Source organism: Castellaniella sp. (assembly GCF_049673105.1).
GTDB lineage: Bacteria > Pseudomonadota > Gammaproteobacteria > Burkholderiales > Burkholderiaceae_B > Castellaniella.
This window is the reverse complement of sequence record NZ_JBATXG010000016.1, coordinates 33,155-50,965: the sequence shown is the minus strand read 5'-3', so window position 1 is coordinate 50,965 and position 17,811 is coordinate 33,155. Positions and strand designations below refer to the sequence as shown.

At 63.2% G+C, this 17,811-nt stretch carries 17 protein-coding genes; 4 read left to right on the top strand and 13 right to left on the bottom strand.

The features are described 5' to 3' along the window. Positions 1-180: 180 nt before the first annotated feature. From WBF69_RS06100 to WBF69_RS06055, 10 genes are all read right to left on the bottom strand, one after another. On the bottom strand, positions 181-1,644 hold the full coding sequence (locus tag WBF69_RS06100; protein ID WP_424262258.1) for an Nramp family divalent metal transporter: 1,464 nt from the start codon (positions 1,642-1,644) through the stop codon (positions 181-183). 194 nt (positions 1,645-1,838) lie between these two features. Then, complete coding sequence (locus WBF69_RS06095) at positions 1,839-2,483, bottom strand: Maf family protein (protein ID WP_424262256.1); 645 nt, start codon at positions 2,481-2,483, stop codon at positions 1,839-1,841. Then, positions 2,483-3,925 (bottom strand): pyruvate kinase, encoded by a 1,443-nt coding sequence (gene pyk / locus WBF69_RS06090; RefSeq protein ID WP_424262254.1) that lies wholly within the window; start codon positions 3,923-3,925, stop codon positions 2,483-2,485. The genes WBF69_RS06095 and pyk overlap by 1 nt, the downstream gene beginning before the upstream one ends. 9 nt (positions 3,926-3,934) lie before the next feature. Next, on the bottom strand, positions 3,935-4,405 hold the full coding sequence (rlmH, locus tag WBF69_RS06085; protein ID WP_424262252.1) for a 23S rRNA (pseudouridine(1915)-N(3))-methyltransferase RlmH: 471 nt from the start codon (positions 4,403-4,405) through the stop codon (positions 3,935-3,937). Next, the gene (gene rsfS / locus WBF69_RS06080; protein WP_424262250.1) at positions 4,402-4,797 is read right to left on the bottom strand and encodes a ribosome silencing factor; all 396 of its coding nucleotides are present in this window, start codon (positions 4,795-4,797) and stop codon (positions 4,402-4,404) included. The genes rlmH and rsfS overlap by 4 nt, the downstream gene beginning before the upstream one ends. Then, positions 4,794-5,411: a nicotinate (nicotinamide) nucleotide adenylyltransferase gene (gene nadD, locus WBF69_RS06075; protein ID WP_424262265.1), complete on the bottom strand. Its 618-nt coding sequence runs from the start codon at positions 5,409-5,411 to the stop codon at positions 4,794-4,796. Before nadD ends, rsfS begins: the two co-directional genes overlap by 4 nt. Next, entirely contained in the window at positions 5,411-6,313 is a 903-nt protein-coding gene (gene hemF / locus WBF69_RS06070) for an oxygen-dependent coproporphyrinogen oxidase (RefSeq protein ID WP_424262248.1), read from the bottom strand. The genes nadD and hemF overlap by 1 nt, the downstream gene beginning before the upstream one ends. Positions 6,314-6,335: 22 nt before the next feature. Then, on the bottom strand, positions 6,336-7,634 hold the full coding sequence (gene purD, locus WBF69_RS06065) for a phosphoribosylamine--glycine ligase (RefSeq protein ID WP_424262246.1): 1,299 nt from the start codon (positions 7,632-7,634) through the stop codon (positions 6,336-6,338). Then, complete coding sequence (locus WBF69_RS06060; RefSeq protein WP_424262244.1) at positions 7,631-8,362, bottom strand: YebC/PmpR family DNA-binding transcriptional regulator; 732 nt, start codon at positions 8,360-8,362, stop codon at positions 7,631-7,633. The genes purD and WBF69_RS06060 overlap by 4 nt, the downstream gene beginning before the upstream one ends. A 55-nt stretch (positions 8,363-8,417) precedes the next feature. After that, a complete protein-coding gene (locus tag WBF69_RS06055; RefSeq protein WP_424262242.1) occupies positions 8,418-9,320 on the bottom strand; it encodes a DMT family transporter in 903 nt (300 codons plus the stop codon). A gap of 57 nt (positions 9,321-9,377) precedes the next feature. Here WBF69_RS06055 and WBF69_RS06050 point away from each other — a divergent pair, with 57 nt between their 5' ends. Beyond that, on the top strand, positions 9,378-10,361 hold the full coding sequence (locus WBF69_RS06050; RefSeq protein WP_424262240.1) for a quinone oxidoreductase family protein: 984 nt from the start codon (positions 9,378-9,380) through the stop codon (positions 10,359-10,361). 8 nt (positions 10,362-10,369) lie between these two features. Here the strand turns inward: WBF69_RS06050 and WBF69_RS06045 are convergent, their stop codons facing one another. Together WBF69_RS06045 and pepN are read right to left on the bottom strand one after the other, a co-directional pair. Then, entirely contained in the window at positions 10,370-11,380 is a 1,011-nt protein-coding gene (locus tag WBF69_RS06045) for a class 1 fructose-bisphosphatase (protein ID WP_424262238.1), read from the bottom strand. Positions 11,381-11,423: 43 nt separating this feature from the next. Further along, the gene (gene pepN, locus WBF69_RS06040) at positions 11,424-14,126 is read right to left on the bottom strand and encodes an aminopeptidase N (RefSeq protein ID WP_424262236.1); all 2,703 of its coding nucleotides are present in this window, start codon (positions 14,124-14,126) and stop codon (positions 11,424-11,426) included. A 130-nt stretch (positions 14,127-14,256) separates the two neighbouring features. Here pepN and WBF69_RS06035 point away from each other — a divergent pair, with 130 nt between their 5' ends. After that, positions 14,257-14,922 (top strand): DUF4136 domain-containing protein, encoded by a 666-nt coding sequence (locus WBF69_RS06035; RefSeq protein ID WP_424262234.1) that lies wholly within the window; start codon positions 14,257-14,259, stop codon positions 14,920-14,922. Positions 14,923-14,941: 19 nt separating this feature from the next. Here WBF69_RS06035 and WBF69_RS06030 read toward each other — a convergent pair whose 3' ends face one another. After that, a complete protein-coding gene (locus tag WBF69_RS06030; protein WP_424262232.1) occupies positions 14,942-15,313 on the bottom strand; it encodes an H-NS family nucleoid-associated regulatory protein in 372 nt (123 codons plus the stop codon). A 191-nt stretch (positions 15,314-15,504) separates the two neighbouring features. On the opposite strand from WBF69_RS06030, the gene WBF69_RS06025 reads away from it, so the two are divergent. Both WBF69_RS06025 and tldD read left to right on the top strand, forming a co-directional pair. After that, on the top strand, positions 15,505-16,317 hold the full coding sequence (locus WBF69_RS06025) for a carbon-nitrogen hydrolase family protein (protein WP_424262230.1): 813 nt from the start codon (positions 15,505-15,507) through the stop codon (positions 16,315-16,317). Positions 16,318-16,339: 22 nt separating this feature from the next. Next, positions 16,340-17,797, top strand: coding sequence for a metalloprotease TldD (tldD, locus tag WBF69_RS06020; protein ID WP_424262228.1), 1,458 nt, complete (start codon positions 16,340-16,342; stop codon positions 17,795-17,797). Positions 17,798-17,811 lie beyond the last annotated feature (14 nt).

The following is a 17,811-nucleotide window of genomic DNA, read 5'->3' as shown; positions in this document are numbered from 1 at the left end:
TCCCGAACAGGACAGTGAAACGCCTTCGCGCCGATGATAGTGGGTGGACACCTGTGAAAGTAGGTCATCGTCAGGCTTTTATACCGCAAAGCCCCTGCAGATCACTCTGCAGGGGCTTTGTCTTTTGTGGACGTCCGGAAAGATAATGCGAGGCGCCGCAGCGCCCCAAAAAGATCTGTCTTAGAACAGTTTTCCGAACTGGTCTATCAGCAGGTAGATCGAAAAGCCGCCATAGAACACCACAGCCCACAAAATGGCGATAAAACGTACGCCTTTGAGGCCAATGGCGCGGGGCAGCATACCGCGGTTCAACTGAATCAGCAGCACCGAATACACGAACATCACCAGGCCGTTCAGCGCCGAGGCGATCACCAGCAACAGCAGCGGCTGGCTGACGCCGGACAGCAGGATGATTGAGCCAAAGAGGACCATCAGCCAGACGACCAGGAAGTACAGGCGGCTTTCCGACCAGGCCTTGCTGTCGCGCAGCCAGTTGTTTTTGGCGATGTCGGCCACGATGCGGCCGATCATGTCCAGCACGGTCAGGTTGGTGGACAGCAGCACCACGACGCCGGTGAACCAGAAGGCTGGCCCGACCCAGCTACCGACCTTGTCGTTCAAGGTTTCACCCAGCAGGCGCACGAAATCGAAGTTCTTTGCCTCGCCGCCGACTCCCAGGTAGGTATAGGCCAGCATCATGAACAGCATGATCGCCAGCAGGCCCAGCACGAAGAAAGTCAGGAACTGCTCGCGGTCGGCCACGCGCCACCAGCCGCGCCAGCGCTTCATATTGGCCTCGTCCTGGGGGAAGAAGTGGCCGATGGCTGCCCCGGTGGTTTCTTCTCCGGTGATGGGCGAGACGATCTTGGGCAGCAGCGCCCCCATGCCCATGCCTTTGTCGCGGACCCAGTTGGACTGCGCCAGGTTCATGACGCCGCCGGCGCCGGCAAAAGCGATGGCGCCCAGCAGCAGCGCGATGGGGAGTTCGCCGATGGCGGCGGGAATGTCGGGGACTTCGGTGGTAAAGCCCGATACCAGCGCCGACCAGGATTCACCTGTCAGCAGGCCGAAGATAATGTAGATCATGAAGATCACGATCAGGGCGACCAGGAAGAACTGGATTTTTTCGACCGTTTTGTAGACCACGGGAGAGACCGTCAGGATGATGCCGATCAGGACCAACGAGGCAATGGTGATGGGGATCACGGCGTCTGCGGACAGGCCGAAGGCATAGGTCAGGGCGGTGGAACTGCCGGTCGCCCATCCCGGCCACATCCATGGAATGACGGCCATGATGATGAACAGCCAGCTCCAGGGTTTCCATAATCGTGTGAAGCCTGTGACCGCCGTCTCGCCCGTCGCCAGGGTGTAGCGGGTGATTTCCATGTTCAGGAAATACTGGGTCAGGATACCGATGGTGGCCAGCCAGACCAGCGCCATGCCGGTTTGGGTGGAAATATAAGGCCACAGGACGAATTCCCCGGATCCGATCGATCCGGCCAGCAGCAGGACGCTGGGGCCGACGACTTTTTTGAGGGATAGGGGTTCGGGGAGATCCCGGTATGTGACAGGCGGCAGGTTGCTGCTGCGGATTTCAGAGGCGGTTTGGCCCGATGCGGTGGAACTGACGGCTGGATCAACCATGTGCAATACCTCTTTGGAAGACAACGAGTATGCAACGATGGCCCTGCATGCAGCCACGGCCATCACCGGAGCTTGCGATGTTCAGCAAGTTGTTAGGCAAACATCCTAGAGTTAGGCGCTGTATGGGTCAAGGATGTCAGAGAGAACCAAGGGATAACCCCGTGGTGGATTTGCCCTTTGGACCGCCTCTGGATTCAGCGGCGGGAGGGCAGTGCGGACGCTTGTTGCAGCAGATGCATGGTGTCGTGGGCCGGCAGGCCCATGACGCCGCTGTGACTGCCCGATAGGTGCGTCACGAAAGCGGCGGCGCGCCCCTGAATGGCGTAGCTGCCGGCCTTGCCAAAGGGTTCTCCTGTGGCGCAATACTGTTCGATATCGGCATCGTCCAGCGGTTGGAAACGTACTTCACTGATCTGGCAGGTTTCGAGCAGATGGCCGTGCGCCGCCAGGACGACTGCGGTATGCACGTGATGGGTGCGGCCCGACAAGCGGCGCAGCATGGCGGCGGCCTGGAGCGCATCCGCGGGTTTGCCCAGCACATCATCGTCCAGAATGACGGTGGTGTCTGCGCACAGGATCGGTGCTTGCGCCCAGTCCTGGGGCCAGTCCAGGGGGATGTCGTCGGGCCGCCCATCAGCTGCCAGCCAGGCCAGCGCCTGCCGGGCTTTGTCCCGCGCGGTACGCCGGACATAGTCCGCCGGGGCCTCGCCTGGCAGACGCGGCTCGTCCTCGCCCACCGGGGCCGGCACGCGCAAAACTCCATGCACGACACCCAGCTGATTCAGGATGTCGTGACGGCGCGGGCTGGCGGAAGCCAGCAGGACGAAAGCCGGGATCATCAGGCGACGCGCAGGATCTTCAGGCCGTTGGTGCCCCCGCTATTGCTGTAGAAATCGCCCTTGGTCAGGATGATCCAATCGCCGGTCTTCAGCAGGCCGCGCTGCCGCAGAATGTCGATCGCTGCGTCGCTGACCTCGGCCGGCGGCAGGGTGGCCGCGTCGAAGGGGACCGTATACACCCCCCGGAACATGGCGGCTCGTCGCTGGGTCGCCACATGTCGGGTATAGCAGTAGATGGGCACGCCGGAGCGGATGCGCGACATGATCAGCGGCGTGTGGCCGCTTTCGGTCAGGCTGATGATGGCCTTGACGCCGGGGAAGTGATTGGCTGCATACATGCTGGCCAGCGCGATGGTTTCATCGCAACGGCTGAAGGTCTCGTTCAGGCGGTGATGCGAGCGGATGCTGGTGGGTTCTTGTTCTGCTCCCAGGCAGATGCGCGCCATGGCCTGCACGGCTTCCACCGGATATTGCCCGGAAGCCGATTCCGCCGACAGCATCACCGCGTCGGTGTAGTCCAGCACCGCGTTGGCGACGTCCGACACTTCCGCGCGGGTAGGAATGGGGCTGGCGATCATGGATTCCATCATCTGGGTGGCCGTGATCACGATCTTGTTCAGCGTACGGGCGTGCTGGATGATGCGTTTCTGGATGCCGACCAGGCGGGCATCGCCGATTTCCACGCCCAGGTCGCCGCGGGCGACCATGACGCCGTCGCTGGCGCGGATCAGGTCGTCCATGGCTGCATCATCCGCCACGGCTTCGGCGCGTTCGATCTTGGCGATGATCCAGGCGGCGCTGCCGGCTTCGCGGACCAGGCGTCGGGCCTGTTCCATATCCGTCCCGGAACGGGGAAACGACACGGCCACGTAGTCCAGCTCGAGCTCGGCGGCCAGGCGGATGTCCTGGTGGTCTTTATCGGTCAGGCTAGGGGCCGAAATGCCGCCGCCGCGCCGGTTGATCCCCTTGTTGTTGGACAGCGGCCCGCCTACTGTGACGGTGGTGTGGACGGCCTCGTTCTCGACCGAGGTGACCTGCAGGATGACGCGTCCGTCGTCCAGCAGCAGTTCATCGCCGGGAGAGCAATCCTGGACCAGCGGCGGGTATTCGATGCCGACGATGCTGGCTGTGCCGGCATCCACCGGATGGTGGATGGACAAGGTGAACGGATCGCCCGGGCGCAATTCGATGGGGCCGTCGCGAAAGCGGGCGATACGGATCTTGGGGCCTTGCAAGTCGCCCATGATGGCGACATGGCGATCCAGTCGAGCGGCAATCTCGCGCACCAGGCGGACGCGTTCCCGGTGGTCTTGCGCCGTGCCATGTGAAAAATTCAACCGGGCGACATCCAGGCCGGCTTGAATCAATGCCTCAATGCGTTCCGGGCTGGAAGTGGCCGGACCCAGAGTAGCGACAATTTTAGTGCGGCGACGAGCGGTCATGGGGTGTCCTTAATCGCGGTGGTAGGGGTGCCCGGATAGGATGCTCCAGGCTCGGTATAGTTGTTCGGCCAGTAGAACCCGGACCAGCGGGTGGGGCAAAGTCAGCGAGGACAGGCGCAGCGTCTGTCTGGCGGATTGTTTCAGCGTCGGGTCCAGTCCGTCGGGCCCGCCGATGATCAAGGCGATATCTTGGCCCCCGGCTCGCCAGGCTTCCAGGTGGCCGGCCAGGTCACGGGTGCTGAGGTCGCGCCCGTGCTCGTCCAAAATGACGCGCCATGCGGGTTCGTGCACGGCGGCCTCGATGCGCTGGGCCTCGGCCTGCATCAGCTGGGCAGTGGTTTTTCCCTGTGTGCGCGGCTCGGGCCGGATTTCGTGCAGTTCGATGGCGCAGTCCCTGGGCATGCGCTTGGCGTAGTCCTGCCAGGCGTCCTGCACCCAGGCGGGCATGCGGGTGCCCACCGCGTAGACACGCAGTTTCATTCCTCGGGGAAGTCGTCGTCGAAACCCGATGCCTGGGCGGGGCCGGTCGGCAGCAGCTTGACGCGCACAGGCTTGGCGCCCCAGATTTCCTCTAGGTTGTAATAGCTGCGGATGGCCGGTTGCATGCAGTGCACGACGATGTCGCCCAGGTCGATCAGCAGCCATTCGCCGGTGTCCTCGCCCTCGAAGGCGATGACTTCGAGACCGCCTTTCTTGGCCTGTTCGGCGACGTGGCTGGCAATGGCGCGCGTCTGGCGGTTGGACGTCCCGCTGGCGATGACGATGCGGTCGAACAGACTCGTCAGGCTGGTGGTGTTGAAGACCTTGATGTCCTGGGCTTTGGTGTCTTCCAGGGCGTCGATGATGAGGCGTTGCTGTTTTTGCAGATTCATGGCGTGTAAGAGCTGTCCTGGGCGGGGGCCGGACGTTGATAGAGCTGATGGGTACGAATGTAACCCAGCACCAGCGGGTCGAGTTGCGATTCAGGCGCGAGGCCTTGGGCCAGGGTCTCGCGAATGGCGGAAGCGGACACGTCCAGCGGTGGAAACGGAATGTGCGCCAGACCGCCCGGAGACAAGGCCTGGGCCAGTTCCTCCGGCGGTTCCGGCGAGGTTCCTGGGCGCTGAGCCACTGCCAGACGCACATACTGCAGGATATCGCGCCAGCGGTGCCAGGTACAGAAATTGGCCAGCTGATCGGACCCCAGGATCCAGGTGTAACGGGCCGTGGGGGGCAGGGCCATCAGCGTGTCGATGGTATAGGTAGCGCCGGGGCGTTGGAGTTCGATGGGGTTGATGCGCAGCCGGGGGTCGTCGCCGCAAGCCAGTTTGAGCATGGCCAGGCGATGGTCGGGGGATGCGCCCAAGCGTCCTCGCTGCCAGGGCGTGCCGACGGGCAGTAGTTCGACGTGAGCCAGTTGCAGCGCCTGGCAGGCCGCTCGGGCCAGAGCGATATGCGCCAAGTGGACCGGGTCGAAACTGCCGCCCAGCAGGCCGACCTGGGGGATCACAGCCATGCGCGAGGTTTCAGATAGTCCGCCAGAGCGGCTTCGGCAGAGCCGGGTTCCGGCGTCCAGTCGTAGCGCCATTGCGCAATCGGCGGCATGGACAGCAAAATGGATTCGGTCCGGCCCCCCGATTGCAGGCCAAACAGTGTGCCGCGATCGTAGACGAGATTGAATTCGACGTAGCGACCGCGCCGATAGGCTTGGAAGTCACGTTCGCGTTCAGCGTAGGGGGTCTGGCAGCGGGCCTGAACGATGGGAATGTAGGCGGGGATGAAACAGTTGCCAACCGACTGGGTCAGGGCAAAGCAGGTCTCGAAATCGGGAGCGTTCAGGTCGTCGAAAAACAGGCCGCCCACGCCCCGGGTTTCCTGGCGGTGACGCAGCAGAAAATAGTCGTCGCACCACGCCTTGTAGCGCGGGTATTTGTCTTCGCCGAACGGGGCCACGGCATCGTGGCAGACCTGGTGAAAGTGGCGGGCGTCGGATTCGAACGGGTAGTAGGGGGTCAGATCCAGCCCGCCGCCGAACCAGAACACGTCTTGTTCGCTGCCGCTGCCGTGGGCGACGAACAGGCGCACGTTCATGTGCGTGGTGGGCACGTAGGGATTGCGGGGATGTAGCACCATGGACACGCCCATGGCTTCCCAGGGGCGTCCGGCCAGTTCCGGTCGATGCGCGCTGGCCGAAGGCGGCAGCGTGTGGCCGCGCACGTGGCTGAACAGCACGCCGGCGCGTTCGAACACTGCGCCGTTTTCACAATAGCGGGTCAGGCCGCCCCCGCCTTCGGCACGGGTCCAGGGGTCCTGGCCGAAGGGTGCGCCTTCCAGGTCTTCCAGGGCGTTGACGATGCGCGCCTGCAAGGTGGAAAAGGTCTCGTGGACGAGATCGACGGGAACGTGCATGGAGGCTCCGGAAGGCAGGGGGTCAGTCATGCCGCTTGCTGGTGTTCAGGGCGCGCCAGCCGATATCCCGACGAAACTGGCGGCCCTCGAATAGGGTCTGGTTGACGGCATCGTAAGCGGCCTGTTGGGCGCGACGGATGGAATCAGCCAGAGCGGTGATGCACAGTACCCGGCCGCCGCTGGTGCGCAGTTGGCCGTCCTGGATGGCTGTGCCGGCATGGAAGGTGACGCAGGTGTCGGTATCGGGCGCCAGACTGGTGATGGCGTCGCCCTTGCGCGGATGGTCGGGGTAGCCGGCGGCAGCCAGCACCACGCCAACCGCGGTGCGCCGATCCCATTCGATCTCGGCCTGATCCAGGGTGCCGTTGACGGCGTGTTCCAGGGTTTCGGTGAAGTCGTTTTTCACGCGCAGCATGATGGGCTGAGTTTCCGGATCGCCCAGGCGGCAATTGAATTCCAGGACTTTCAGGGGGCGGCTGATGTCAGGCCCTTGGTCGATCATCAGGCCGGCATACAGAAAACCGGTGTAAGGAATGCCGTCGTGCGCCATGCCTTGGATGGCCGGCTGGATGACTTCGCGCATGATGCGGTTGTGCAGCGCCGGCGAGACCAGGGGGGCGGGGGAATAGGCCCCCATGCCGCCCGTGTTCGGGCCGGTGTCGGCGTCTTGCAGGCGTTTGTGATCCTGGCTGGTGGCCAGCGGCAGGACATGCTGGCCATCGCACATGACGATGAAGCTGGCTTCTTCGCCATCCAGGAATTCCTCGACCACCACGCGGGCGCCGGCGGCGCCAAAGGCGCCATCGTTCCCCAGCATGTGGTCGATGGCCTGCAGGGCTTCGTCCAGCGTCTGGGCCACGACCACGCCTTTGCCCGCAGCCAGCCCGTCGGCCTTGATCACGATCGGGGCGCCTTGTTCCTGGATGTAGGCCTTGGCCTGCTGTGGATCGGTGAAGGTCTGGTAGGCCGCGGTCGGGATGCCGTGGCGCTGCATGAAGGCCTTGGCGTAGTCCTTGGAGCTTTCCAGCTGCGCGGCGGCCTGGGTCGGGCCGAAAATGCGCTGACCCGCCGCCCGGAAGGCATCGACGATGCCGGCGGCCAACGGGGCTTCCGGTCCGACGACCGTGAAAGCGATTTTCTCGTCGCGCGCAAAGGCGATCAGCGCATCGGTGTCCTGCAGCGGCAGATTCTCCAGCAGCGGGGCATTGGCCGTGCCGCCGTTGCCCGGCGCAACATAGATTTTCTGCACGCGAGGGGACTGGGCCAGGCGCCAGGCCAGGGCGTGTTCGCGGCCGCCAGAGCCGATCACCAGCAGTTTCATTCGATGTCGTCCATGACGGCGGTGGTATAGACTTCCTGCACGTCGTCCAGGCCTTCGAGCAGGTCAATGATTTTTTGCATGCGCTCGGCATCCTCGCCGGCCAACTGGACTTCGGACAGGGCCTTCATCACGATGCCATGCACTTCCGCCGTCAGGCCGGCGGCATCGAAGGCCTGTTTCACGGCAGGGTACTGGCCCGGTTCGCAGGTGACCTCGATTACGCCCTCGTCGTCGGTCTGGACGTCGTCAGCGCCGTTTTCCAGGCCCACGTCCATGACGTGTTCTTCGGATGTGCCGGGGGCAAAGATGAATTGGCCGCAGTGCTTGAACATGAACACCACGCTGCCGTCCTGCCCCAGGTTGCCGCCGTGCTTGGTCAGCGTGTGGCGGACTTCCGAGACTGTGCGCTGGCGGTTGTCCGTCATGCAGTCGATGATCAGCGCTGCGCCGCCGATGCCGTAGCCTTCGTAGCGGATTTCTTCGTAGTTGGCATCATCGCCGCCGCCCGCGCCGCGCTGGATGGCGCGCAGGATGTTGTCCTTGGGCATATTGGCTGCGGTGGCCTTGTCCCAGGCCAGGCGCAGAGCGGGATTCGCATCGGGGTCGGGGCCGCCCGCGCGGGCGGCGACGGTGATTTCACGGATGATCTTGGTCCAGAGCTTGCCGCGCTTGGCGTCTTGACGTCCTTTGCGGTGCTGGATGTTTGCCCATTTACTGTGTCCGGCCATAATGTGTCAACTAGGATAAAACAGGGAATCCATGATTTTAACCGCTTGGGGCGCTTCAGTCCCCTGGTGGTGCTTTTGGCGCGACAGGCGCCTGCGCATCCGGCTCGGACTCTGACCGGCGCAGGCCGGCCCAGACGATGGCGCCGATGATCAGGGCGCCGCCGGCCAGGGCGCGGGCGGACGGGTACTGGGCGAACAGGATGGCGGCAAACAGAATCGCGTAGACGGGTTCCAGCGCGATCACGATGCCCGCTGTCCGCGCCTTCAGGCGGGTCAGGCTGGAGACCAGCAAGGCATGCGACAGGGCGGTGCAGAAAACCCCCAGGATGAATAACCACAGCCAGTCCAGCGGGTGCACAGTGGTGAATTCCATGAAGCACCAGGGCAGGGTCAGGGCGGCGACGATCAGGTTTTCCCAGCAGGCCAGCTCGCGCCCTGGCATGCGGCTCACGGCCTTGCGGTTGGCCAGTGTGAATAGCGCGAAGGCCAGACCCGACAAAACGCCCCAGGCCAGGCCGATGGTGGCCTGGTCGCGAAAATCGAAGGACGGCGTCACCAGGACCAGGCCCAGCGTGACCAGGCCGACGACCAGCCATTCGGACGGCTGGGTGCGTTCATGAAACAGCAGACCTTCGAGCAAGGTGATGAACGCCGGGAAGCTGGCGAAGCCCAGGGTGGCAATGGCGATGCCGCCGATTTTGACCGCGACGAAAAAGCTGGTCCAGTGGATGGCCAGCAAAGCGCCCGCCAGCCCCAGGGCCATCCAGGCGGCGCTCGAGGGCAGGGTGATCCGGTGCCCGGTATGGTGGATGAACAGCAATAGGGCAGCTGTCGCAAACAGCGCCCGGCCTGCCGTGATCAGCGTCGCGCTGGCCTGGATGAGTTCACCGAAGATGCCGGTCAGTCCGAAGAGGATGGCCGTCAGATGGATGGCGAGCTGGGCTTGACGCGAATTCATGCTAGTCTGATCGGGTATGAGTCATGCAGCGCCCCTGGCGGGCCGGAGGATACGACGGTGGAAAAGGCACAGATCATTCAAGTCAGTCAGCATGGCGGGCCGGAAGTCCTGCAGCTGGCGCAGATTGACGTCCCCGCGCCTGCCCCCGGTGAAGTACAGATCCGCCAAAAGGCCATCGGCCTGAATTTCATCGACATCTATTGTCGCACGGGCCTGTACCCGCATCCCTTGCCGCACGGCCTGGGCTTCGAGGCCTCCGGCGTCGTGGCGGCCGTTGGCGAAAATGTCAGCCATGTGCGGGTGGGCGACCGCGTGGCCTACGGGCAAAGCCCGATCGGCGCCTATGCCACCTTGCGCAATGTGCCGGGCGACAAAGTCGTCGCGATCCCGGATGCCGTCAGTTTCGAACAGGCGGCGGCGCTGATGCTCAAAGGGCTGACCGTTCAGTATCTGTTTCGTCAGACGTATCGCCTGCAGGGCAATGAAACCATTCTGTTCCACGCCGCCGCCGGCGGGGTTGGCCTGATCGCCTGTCAGTGGGCGCGCGCCCTGGGGGTCCGGCTGATCGGCACCGTTTCGTCCCCGGAAAAGGCGGCGCTTGCTCGCCGCTATGGGGCGTGGGAAATTATCGATTACACACGCGAAGACGTCCCCGCTCGCGTGCTGGAACTGACCGGCGGCCAGAAAGTGCCGGTGGTCTACGACGGGGTGGGCAAGGCGACCTGGGACATGTCACTGGATTGCCTGCAGCCGCGCGGCATGATGGTCAGTTTCGGTAATGCATCCGGGGCCGTGGAAGGTGTCAATCTGGGGCAATTGGCGGCCAAGGGTTCGCTGTACGTGACGCGTCCGACGGTGTCGTCCTATACGGCGACGGCGCAGGCCATGCAAGCCGCCGCCGCCGATATTTTCGAGCTGGTGGCGGCCGGCAAGCTGGACATCGTGATTGGCCAGCGTTTTGCCCTGAAGGACGCCAAGCTGGCCCACGAGGCCTTGAAGGCGCGCCAGACCACGGGCGCCACGGTGTTGACCCTGGATTAAATCCGCTGTCAGGCGTCCAGGTGGTAACGCTGCAGGCGCTCGACTTCCTGCTTTGATCCCAGAATCACGCCCACGCGTTCATGCAGGGCCTGGGGCTGGATATCGAGCACGCGCCGCTTGCCGTCCACTGCGCAACCGCCGGCCTGCTCGACCAGAAAGCTCATGGGATTGGCTTCGTACATCAGGCGCAGCTTGCCGTTGCGCCCGGATGGGCGGGCGTCGCGCGGGTACATGAACACGCCGCCGCGTGTCAGGATGCGGTGCACGTCGGCCACCATGGATGCGATCCAGCGCATGTTGTAGTTTTTGCCCAGCGGCCCCGGTTCGCCTTGCAGACATTCGCCGATGTAACGCTGCACGGGAGCTTCCCAGTGGCGGGAATTGGACATGTTGATGGCGAACTCGGCGGTTTCCTCGGGCAGCCGGATATTCTCGTGCGTCAGCAGCCAGGACCCCATTTCGCGGTCCAGTGTGAACCCCATGACGCCGGCGCCGACGGTCAGCACCAGCATGGTTTGCGGGCCGTAAATGGCGTAGCCTGCGGCCACCTGACGCGTGCCGGGCTGCAGGAAGTCGGCTTCGGTGATTTCGCGGCCGGCGGCTTCGACGGGCGCCTGCAGGACGGAAAAAATGGTGCCGATCGAGACGTTGACGTCGATGTTCGAAGAGCCGTCCAGGGGATCGAACAGCAGCAGGTTCTGGCCTTTCGGGTACTGAGTGGGAATGCGGTGGATGGTCTGCATTTCCTCGGATGCCATGGCGGCCAGATTGCCGCCCCATTCGTTGGCTTCGAGCAGGATCTCGTTGGACAGGACGTCGAGTTTCTTTTGAATTTCGCCCTGGACGTTTTCCGTGCCCTGGCTGCCCAGCACGCCGCCCAAGGCGCCCTTGCTGACAGTGTGGCCGATGGCCTTGCAGGCCCGCGAGACCGTTTCGATCAGCAGTCGGACGTCGGGCGAGACCGCCTTGTGTTCTCTTTGCTGTTCGACCAGATACTGGGTCAGTGTTTTGAATTTCAAAGTATTCCCCATTGGAAAAATGAAATGGATGCGGACGACGGCGTCAAGATGCCAGCGCCTTGGAAATGATTTCGTGCACGTTGCGTGACAGGCGGGGGGCCGACAGGACACGTTGCAAGGCCGCCTGCATGCCGCTGCGGCAGGCGGGTTCAAAGCGCGCCCAGTTGTCGAACGCGCGCGCCAGGCGCGCGGCGACTTCGGGGTTGAGTTCGTTTAAGGCCAGCACCTGTTCGACCCAGAAGTCGTAGCCTTCCGGTGTATGCAGATTGGCCGGATTATCCATGACGAAACGGAAAATCACGGCGCGGGCGCGATTGGGCGTGCGCAGGGTGAAGTCGGGCAGGGCCATGAGCGCCCGGATCTGGGCAACCGATGCAGACGGAGCGCTGGCTTGTACGCTGAACCAGCTGTCCAGCACCAGCGGATCGTGCTGCCAGCGGGTATGGAAGTCCTGCAGCAAATCGGTGCAGTCCCGGGGCGCATGCTGCAGCAAGGCGCTGAGCGCCCCCAGGTTTTCCGTCATGTTGCGGGCCTGGGCGTATTGATCGCGGGCGCTCTGGATGGCCTGAGCTTCCCTGCCTGCCAGCAGGTAGTTGAGCGCCAGATTGCGCAGACTGCGGCGACCGGCGGCGACGGGGTCAGGGGAATACGGGCTGCCGTCGTCGGCCTGCGCATCGTATAGCGCCCGCCACGAGGCGGCCAAGCCCTGACCCAAGGCGGCTTGGGCGGCGGTCCAGACGGCCACGGCGGCCTGCGGATCCATCGGGGTGCTGCGTTCGATCAGTTCGCGCAGCGCCGGCAGGGTCAGGAGTCGGGCGCGGTAAGCGGGCGACAGGGTGTCGTCTTGCAGCGCGGCCTGCCAGAGCGCCAGCAAGGGCGCCGCATCGGGGGCGGGCACCTGCGTTTGCCACGCATGGATGCCGGCCAGCAGGTGTCGCAAGGCGGTTTCCTGAGTGGCGTCCCAGCGCGCGAAGGGGTCCGGGTCGCAGCGAGCCAGCAGGGCCAGGTCGTCGGCGGGGCGTTCCGTGTCGATGATGACGGGAGCCGAGTAGCCGCGCAGCAGCGACAGGACCGGGGGGTGGGGGATATTGTCCAGCGTCCAGGATTGACTGGCCTGGCGCAGCTCGAGCACCAGCGTATCCTGCGACTGGCCGTCGTGGGTGATCGGCAGCGGCTGGCCGTCCCGACTGAGCAGGCCAATCGCCATGGGGATGTGCAGCGGGGGTTTATCGGCCACCGGTTGCTGGCGGGTTTCCAGGCCGACCGGGGCGCAATGCTGGCTGAATGTCAGATGCAGTTGGCGCGTGGCGGAATCGTAGCGTTGTTCGACTTGCACGCGTGGTGTGCCGGCCTGTTCGTACCAGCGGCGAAAGAGGCGGAAATCCTGCCCGGCGTGCTGCTGGCTATAGACGGATTCCATGGCATCGACGAAATCGTCGCAGGTGACGGCCTGGCCGTCGTGGCGGCGGAAATATTCATCCATCCCCGCCCGAAAGCCGGTTTCGCCCAGCAGGGTGTGCTGCATGCGGATGACCTCGGCGCCTTTTTCGTAGATCGTGGCGGTGTAGAAATTGCCGATTTCCTGGTAGCTGTCGGGGCGGATGGGGTGGGCCATCGGCCCTGCGTCTTCGGGGAACTGCATCATGCGCAGCAGGTGCACGTCGTCAATGCGTTTGACGGCGCGCGCGCTGGCGGCTTCTTGTGCAGGCAGGCCCTGGGCCAGCATGTCGGCGGAAAATTCCTGCTCACGAAAGACCGTCAGGCCTTCTTTCAGGGACAGCTGGAACCAGTCGCGGCAGGTGACGCGATTGCCGGTCCAGTTGTGGAAATATTCGTGACCGATGACGGCTTCGATGTGGCGGTAGGCCCCGTCGGTGGCGCTGGCCGGGTCAGCCAGCACATAGGCGGCGTTGAAGACGTTCAGTCCCTTGTTTTCCATCGCACCCATATTGAAATCCCGGGCGGCGACGACCATGAAGCGGTCCAGATCGAGTTCCAGGCCGAAGCGGCGTTCGTCCCAGTGCAGGGCGTGCGCCAGGCAGTCCAGCGCCCAGCGGGTCTGTTCGAGGCCACCCCGGTCGCTGTAGATCTGCAGCAGCACGGATCGTCCGCTGCGTGTGATTTCCGTGCGTTCCAGGCAATCGAAATCCCCCGCCACCAGGGCGAAGAGATAGCAGGGTTTGGGGTGCGGATCGCGCCACAAGGTCTGCAAGCGCCCGTCGGCCAGCGTGGTCTGTTCGATCAGGTTGCCATTGGACAACAGCGTGGGGTAGCGCGCCGGATCGGCGCGCAGAACGACGTCATAGCAGGCCATGACGTCGGGGCGGTCGGGAAACCAGGTAATGCGTCGAAAGCCCTGGGCCTCGCACTGGGTGAACAGTTTGTCGCCCGAGACATAGAGTCCCATCAGAGTGGTGTTTTGCGCCGGGTGGCATCGGCTGACGATGTCGACGATGAAGGGTTTGCCGTGAGCGGGCGGCGTCAATTGCAGCGTGGATTCGTCCAGCCGGTAGTCCGCCGCGCCCAGAGGATTGCCGTCGAGGCGGATGTCGATCAGCTCGAGATCTTCGCCTTGCAGCGTCAGCGGGGCGTCGGGCGACGTGTGCGGCCCGGATTCGAAATACAGGGTGGAATGGACTTGCGTGGCGTCGGCATCCAGATCGAATTCCAGTCTGACCTGAGACAGGCGATAGGGAAACGGAGTGTAGTCCTGACGGTAGATCGTCTGAGCAATATCGGTGCGCATGGTGGTTCCCTGAAGCCTTCATCAAGGCATCATTGTAGTCGGCTGGATGTGTTCCGGCGGGCATGCGGCTGTCGGGAACGGCTTGTGTCGTAGTGCAACGACCCGCTTCCGCCCGGCGCAGGCTGCGTCTATGATGAAGTCGTTATGTGTGCAGGTGCAGGGTGTGATGAAACGGGTATCGGTGCGGGTGTGTCTGGCTGGCTTCCGATGGGGGCTGGTGGTCGCGGTGATGGCCTTGAGCGGCTGCGCGAGTGTCTTTTCGGCGCAGGTGACGCGCTATCAGCAGTGGCCGGGTCAGACACAGGGCGCCCATTATTGGATTCAGCCCGATGCGGCTCAGCACAATAATCTGCAATTCCAGTCGTTTGCCGATACGGTGCGGGCAGCCCTGGGGCCCACTGGTCTGGTCGAAGCGCAATCCCTGGCGCAGGCGCGGTTCATCGTGCATATGGACTATGGCACCCGCCAGGAACAGGAATGGCGTCAGCGTATGGTGGATCCGTATTTTTATGGCGGATTTCCAGGCCCTGGGTTTGGCTACTACGGCGATGCCTGGGGGGCATGGGGGCCGGGGCCTGTGATTGAAACCGTGCCGGTCGTCGTCAGCCGCTTGTATCTGTCCGTGCGAATCGATGATCAGACCCAGCAGGGCCGTGAGGTCTATCGAGCGACAGCCGTCACGACAGGACGGGATGCGCAGTTGAATGCGGCTATGCCGTATTTGGCCCGCGCACTGTTTGACCGTTTTCCCGGTCGCAATGGCCAGGTGGTGCAGGTGCGCTACCCCTTGGAATAGCGCACCGCCGCAAAACGGGTCAGGCGGATGCCTGATCGATCAGGAATGCCGTGCGTGGGGTGCCGGCGGCTTCGGCGTCGGAGACCCAGCGCGGGGGTTTGCCGCGACCTGTCCATTCGGCTTTGGTGTCGGGGTGGCGATATTTCGGCGGAATCACGCGCTTGGCGCCGGAGGCCGCTTTGCGGGGGGCTGCCGTGCTGCGACCAGTAGATTTGCGGTCAAAGACGGCGATGATTTCTTCTGGAGTGATGCCATAATCACGCATTGACCGGACAATAGAGGTGATGACCGGTTTGCGCTGTTTGGCTTGCAGGGTTTGCAGTTGTTTTTCGATTTTGGCTTTTTCTTTTTCCAGCCGGGTTTTTTGTGAGGCGTAACTGGTGCGGGCCATTCGATGCTCCGAGGGTAGGGATTCAGGCCTGGCCGATAATCAAGGAATTCCGTATCCGGAGATGGCTGAATTCCTCTATCCAGGGCTTTAGGGATTTTAATCGGATTTTGATCTGTTTGTGCAAGATAAATCATCATGGATTATGTATCAAGTATTGAATCAAGCATTGCAATCGTCGGGGTTCATTGAATATGCAGGATATTTCTCTTTCAGTTGCCGCGGTGCAGATGGTTTCCGGATTGGGCGTCCAGGATAATCTGCAGCAGGCTGCGCATTGGATTGCCCAAGCGGCCCAGGGCGGCGCTCGTCTGATTGCGCTGCCAGAATATTTTTGTTTCATGGGGCAGCGTGATCAGGATAAATTGGCGTTGGCGGAAACACCCGGCGACGGTCCTATTCAGGATTTTCTGGCGCAGCAGGCCAAACAACATGGGATCTGGCTGGTGGGCGGAACCTTGCCTTTGCATAGCCCGGATGCGCATCGTATTTACAATGCCTGCCTGGTCTACGGCCCCCAAGGCGATTTATGCGCTCGTTACGACAAGATTCATTTGTTCGGTTTTCAAAAGGGCGAGGAATCCTACGATGAGTCGATTGCCATCCGGCCCGGCGATGAGCAGCCTCAGGTATTTGACATCCCGTTCGGGCGAGTGGCCCTGGGTATTTGCTATGACCTGCGGTTCCCGGAATTTTTCCGATCGCAGGGGGATGTGCGCTTGATGGTGCTGCCTGCCGCTTTCACGTACACCACCGGTTCTGTACACTGGGAAGTGCTGCTGCGCGCGCGTGCGATCGAGAATCAGTGCTACGTGTTGGCCAGCGCTCAGGGCGGCGTGCATGAAAATGGGCGCCGCACGTGGGGACATTCAATGCTGATCGATCCCTGGGGGGATGTGATCAGCCGTTTGCCCGAAGGCCCAGGCATTGCTGCGGGGGTGCTGGATGCCGTCCGCCTGGCGTCCGTGCGCCAGTCGCTGCCGGCCTTGCGCCATCGGGTCATGTGATGTTGTATATGGATTGTGTCAGATGAAAGTCATTGAACCGGGCCTGGATGCCCTGAATACCGCGCGTTCCCTCTTGCTTGACCCTTGGGGGCTGGATGAATCCCATCTGGCTCGCGCGCTGTCCGAAATTCATACCCACCGGGTAGATTATGCGGACCTGTATTTCCAATACAGTTGCTCCGAAGGATGGAGCCTGGAAGAAGGCATCGTCAAGACCGGCAGTTTTTCAATCGACCAGGGTGTCGGGGTGCGTGCGGTCAGTGGGGAAAAAACCGCGTTCGCGTATTCCGATACCTTGTCTCCGGCGGCGTTGTTGTCCTCGGCCCAGGCGGTACGCACCATCGCTCGCCAGGGGGCGGGGCGCCGCCGGGTGGATGGCGGGCTGGACACCCCGCATCACCTGTATCCGGCGGTCAATCCGGTGGATTCTTTGTCCGCGCCAGACAAGGTCGCCCTGCTGGAACGCGTCGAGGCCATGGCGCGCGCGGCGGATCCGGAAATCATTCAAGTCATGGCCGGCCTGGCCGCCGAATACGATGTCATCCTGGTGGCCGGCAGCGATGGCCGCTTGGTGGCGGATGTGCGCCCCTTGGTGCGGCTATCCCTGACCGTGATTGCCGAACGCAAGGGTCGCCGGGAAATGGGGCATGGCGGCGGTGGCGGACGCACCGGCCTGGCCTACTTTACCGACGAGGTGCTGCGCGGCTATGTGGATCGCGCGGTGCACGAAGCCAGGGTCAATCTGCAGGCCCGTCCGGCGCCGGCAGGGCAGATGACGGTCGTCCTGGGGTCTGGCTGGCCCGGCATTCTGCTGCACGAGGCGGTCGGACACGGCCTGGAGGGCGACTTCAACCGCAAGGGATCCAGCGTCTTTTCCGGGCGTATCGGCGAGCGGGTTGCATCGCGCGGGGTCACGGTGGTGGACGATGGCACCTTGGCGGATCGGCGCGGTTCCCTGAATGTCGATGACGAAGGTCATCCCACCCAGCGTAATGTCCTGATCGAAGACGGTATTCTGCGCGGGTATATGCAGGATTCTTTGAATGCCCGGCTGATGAAGCAGGCGCCTACCGGCAACGGTCGGCGCGAATCCTATGCGCACCTGCCCATGCCGCGTATGACCAATACCTATATGCTGGCGGGCAAGGCCGATCCGCAGGAAATCATCGCATCCGTTGATCGCGGCCTGTATGCGGTGAACTTTGGCGGCGGGCAGGTGGACATCACCAGCGGGAAATTCGTGTTTTCCGCGTCCGAGGCCTATCTGATCGAAAAGGGCAAGATCACGTATCCGGTCAAGGGCGCCACGCTGATCGGCAGCGGCCCCGACGCCATGCGCCGCATCAGCATGATCGGCCATGACATGGCTCTGGATTCCGGGGTGGGCACCTGCGGCAAAGAAGGCCAGAGCGTGCCGGTCGGGGTCGGGATGCCGACCCTGCGGATGGATGGCCTCACGGTCGGCGGCACGGCATCCTGATGCCGGGACGGCGG

Excerpts from the sequence above, each read along its gene's own strand:
- WBF69_RS06100 (WP_424262258.1), bottom strand. The coding sequence starts at position 1,644 with ATGGTTGATCCAGCCGTCAGTTCCACCGCATCGGGCCAAACCGCCTCT.
- WBF69_RS06095 (WP_424262256.1), bottom strand. The coding sequence starts at position 2,483 with ATGATCCCGGCTTTCGTCCTGCTGGCTTCCGCCAGCCCGCGCCGTCAC.
- pyk (WP_424262254.1), bottom strand. The coding sequence starts at position 3,925 with ATGACCGCTCGTCGCCGCACTAAAATTGTCGCTACTCTGGGTCCGGCC.
- rlmH (WP_424262252.1), bottom strand. The coding sequence starts at position 4,405 with ATGAAACTGCGTGTCTACGCGGTGGGCACCCGCATGCCCGCCTGGGTG.
- rsfS (WP_424262250.1), bottom strand. The coding sequence starts at position 4,797 with ATGAATCTGCAAAAACAGCAACGCCTCATCATCGACGCCCTGGAAGAC.
- hemF (WP_424262248.1), bottom strand. The coding sequence starts at position 6,313 with ATGCACGTTCCCGTCGATCTCGTCCACGAGACCTTTTCCACCTTGCAG.
- purD (WP_424262246.1), bottom strand. The coding sequence starts at position 7,634 with ATGAAACTGCTGGTGATCGGCTCTGGCGGCCGCGAACACGCCCTGGCC.
- WBF69_RS06060 (WP_424262244.1), bottom strand. The coding sequence starts at position 8,362 with ATGGCCGGACACAGTAAATGGGCAAACATCCAGCACCGCAAAGGACGT.
- WBF69_RS06055 (WP_424262242.1), bottom strand. The coding sequence starts at position 9,320 with ATGAATTCGCGTCAAGCCCAGCTCGCCATCCATCTGACGGCCATCCTC.
- pepN (WP_424262236.1), bottom strand. The coding sequence starts at position 14,126 with ATGCGCACCGATATTGCTCAGACGATCTACCGTCAGGACTACACTCCG.
- WBF69_RS06035 (WP_424262234.1), top strand. The coding sequence starts at position 14,257 with ATGATGAAGTCGTTATGTGTGCAGGTGCAGGGTGTGATGAAACGGGTA.
- WBF69_RS06030 (WP_424262232.1), bottom strand. The coding sequence starts at position 15,313 with ATGGCCCGCACCAGTTACGCCTCACAAAAAACCCGGCTGGAAAAAGAA.
- WBF69_RS06025 (WP_424262230.1), top strand. The coding sequence starts at position 15,505 with ATGCAGGATATTTCTCTTTCAGTTGCCGCGGTGCAGATGGTTTCCGGA.
- tldD (WP_424262228.1), top strand. The coding sequence starts at position 16,340 with ATGAAAGTCATTGAACCGGGCCTGGATGCCCTGAATACCGCGCGTTCC.